This window comes from Rhodocaloribacter sp., from assembly GCF_056451265.1.
This window is the reverse complement of sequence record NZ_JBWOPL010000040.1, coordinates 1-2,678: the sequence shown is the minus strand read 5'-3', so window position 1 is coordinate 2,678 and position 2,678 is coordinate 1. Positions and strand designations below refer to the sequence as shown.

Here is a 2,678-nt window from a genome sequence, read left to right as displayed (position 1 = left end):
TCGCGTCGAGGACCTCGCGCCGGGGGCGCATCGCTTCCGCCTCAAGCAGGTCGACTTCGACGGTTCGTTCGCCTACAGCGCCGAGGTGGAGGTGGAGGTCTCCTTGCCGGAGGCGTTCGCGCTGGGTGAGGCGTATCCGAACCCGTTCAATCCGGTGACGCGCCTTGAGCTGTCGGTCCGTGAGACGGAGCAGGTGGAGGTGTCGGTCTACGACGTGACGGGCCGCCGGGTGGGCGTGCTGCATCGAGGCTTGGTGAAGGCGGGTCAGAGGCAGGAACTGGTCTTCGACGGATCGAGGCTGGGGAGCGGGCTGTACTTCATCCGCGCCCGGGGCGAGCGTTTCGAGGCCACGCGACAGGTCATGCTCGTCAAGTGAAAAACAGGTAATTCCTAGCTTTTTACGTCTTTGGAAGCGCTTTTTGAAGGGCGAATGTTGTAACGAATTTGCTTTCACAGGGCTTGGCGGTTATTTTCCTGTAGGCCCTGAATACGTTTTTCATGAGTGTTTTCCTGCACTTCACAATCGAGCGTTGAAAATCGATCAAAGGCGCAAGTACTTCAAAAATGATCGTTCTTAATGGAGATGCATTCTGTCGGTCCGGCATGGGTGCGCATGATTTTCCGACGAGGCTTTGGATGGAAAAGAGACGATTTTGCGTCGCGCGTCTCTGTTCTGAACAATAAGCTCCTGGTCCGCACAAAAGCTTCACAGTAAAGAGCGCTTACGGGCGAACAGGAAGGCTGAACTAACTTCTCTCTTCCGTCCTCTGGTCACGTTGAACGGCCTCTAGACCGGCATCATTCTACATTGGAACCCTATCCGGGTCCAGGGATAGACCGAAAGCATTTGACCGGATAGAGGATCATCCCGGATAAAGCTGAAGAAGGATCATGCAGGACTCTTGAGTCCTATCCTTGATTGTTCGCGACCATCCCCCCTAACGATGGGTCGTTCCCCAACCGTCCCGTTGTAGTATACCCCCTTAACTATGGAATATCTGGTAGTTGCAGGAGTATTCGCCCTGTCTCTGACCGCGACGCTCGTTCTGATCCCCCACATTCGTCGGGTGGCGATGAGGCGGGGATGGGTCGATGATCCCGATGGCGTTCGGAAGAACCACCGCGCGCCCACGGCGACGCTGGGCGGGGTGGGCATTGCTTTTGGATACGCCGCCGGGATGGCTGTTCTGTTTCTCGCTCAACGCTGGCTGCCGTTCGAGGTGGCCGCGCCTCCGCCGGTCCTCTGGGGCGGCGCACTCGTGATGCTCATCACGGGCATCTATGACGACATCAAGGGTCTGGACTTCAAAGCCAAGTTCGTCGTTCAACTGGGGGTCGCCTACGCGTTGCTGTTTGCGGGCTATCGCATCGATGTCTCCGGACTCCCGTTCGTGGGAGGTGATCCGTTTCAACAGGCGCTCCTCTCTATCCCCCTGACGGTGCTGTGGATCGTCGCGGTGATTAATGCCATTAACTTGATCGACGGGCTCGACGGGTTGGCGGCCGGCGTTTCCATCATCGCGTTTGCCTATCTGGCTCTGATTTTCAGCTTCCACGGCGGCATCGTAGTCGTGCTCCCCGCGCTCGTCATGGTCGGCGGGTTGGCCGGGTTCCTGGTCTATAATTTTAATCCGGCCAGAATCTTCATGGGAGACTCGGGCAGCCTGTTCCTCGGCTTTATGCTGGCCGCCTATTCTCTGGAAGGGCAGGCGAGCCTCGACCCCGTGCTCTCTTTCCTGACCCTCGTGGTGGTCATGGGGCTGCCCCTGCTCGACACGGGTTTCTCGATCTTTCGGCGGCTGATCAGCGGGCGGGCGATTTTTGCGCCGGACAACGACCACATCCACCATCGCATGGTCCGGCGATGGCCGCAGCGGCAGGCCGTGCTCTGGCTGTACGCCGTGGCGGCGGCCTTTGGCACGATTGCTGTGTTCATGGCGTTGGCTTCGGAGATCACGGGGTTCCTGCTCTTTGGCCTGGCAGTGTTGCTGGCGTGCATCGGATTGGTGCGACTCCGGTCCTTCCGCCAGCCGTACGCTCCGCCCCTGATCGAGGAAGCGCCCGCCGTTGCAGCGAGCGACGCCTCCCCTGAAGGAGACGGATACGGCGACGTGCATGAGATGCATGCGAACGTTTCCGATGATTCGGGGGCCTTCGAACCCGTTTCGTAGGTTCAGAGCTCTCAAAGAGCGAGCGTCTGCTTATCCATCAGTCGAATTGATCATTGTCCCATGTTTACACAAGAGACCTCGAATATCGGCGCCAACGGTCATGCTCCTTCCGGCGCGACCGCACGGGAGACACTTCGTGAACGGATACAAAGAAAAGAAGCCGTGATCGGGGTCGTCGGCCTCGGATACGTGGGGCTGCCGCTGGCGATGGAGTATGCCGGTAAGGGCTTCCGCACCCTCGGCGTCGATCTCAATACGGAACGGGTTCTGCGACTCAATGAGGGACGGAACTACATTCAGGACGTCGAAGACGAGGCGTTGCGGAAAGCCGTCGAAGCGAATCGCTTCCGGGCCGAAGATCATTTTGCGTCGATGGGAGCGGCGGACGTGGTCTTCATCTGCGTGCCCACGCCGGTCAACCCCAACAAGGACCCCGACACGTCGTACATCCGCTCGGCGACCGAAGCGCTCGCGGCGCACCTGCACGAAGGACAACTGATCATCCTC

Annotated in this window: 3 protein-coding genes; all 3 read left to right on the top strand. The window is 59.1% G+C overall.

The window, feature by feature from the left end:
* On the top strand, positions 1-376 hold a 376-nt coding region (locus AC1HIY_RS06760; RefSeq protein ID WP_479575959.1), incomplete at its 5' end, for a T9SS type A sorting domain-containing protein.
* 613 nt (positions 377-989) lie between these two features.
* Entirely contained in the window at positions 990-2,171 is a 1,182-nt protein-coding gene (locus AC1HIY_RS06755) for an MraY family glycosyltransferase (protein WP_479575958.1), read from the top strand.
* Between the two features lie 162 nt (positions 2,172-2,333).
* Positions 2,334-2,678: NAD(P)-binding domain-containing protein (locus AC1HIY_RS06750; RefSeq protein ID WP_479575957.1), on the top strand; the 345-nt coding region annotated here is incomplete at its 3' end.

What these genes read in the sequence shown, in the direction of transcription:
- AC1HIY_RS06755 (WP_479575958.1), top strand. Translation starts at nt 990, where the DNA reads ATGGAATATCTGGTAGTTGCAGGAGTATTCGCCCTGTCTCTGACCGCG.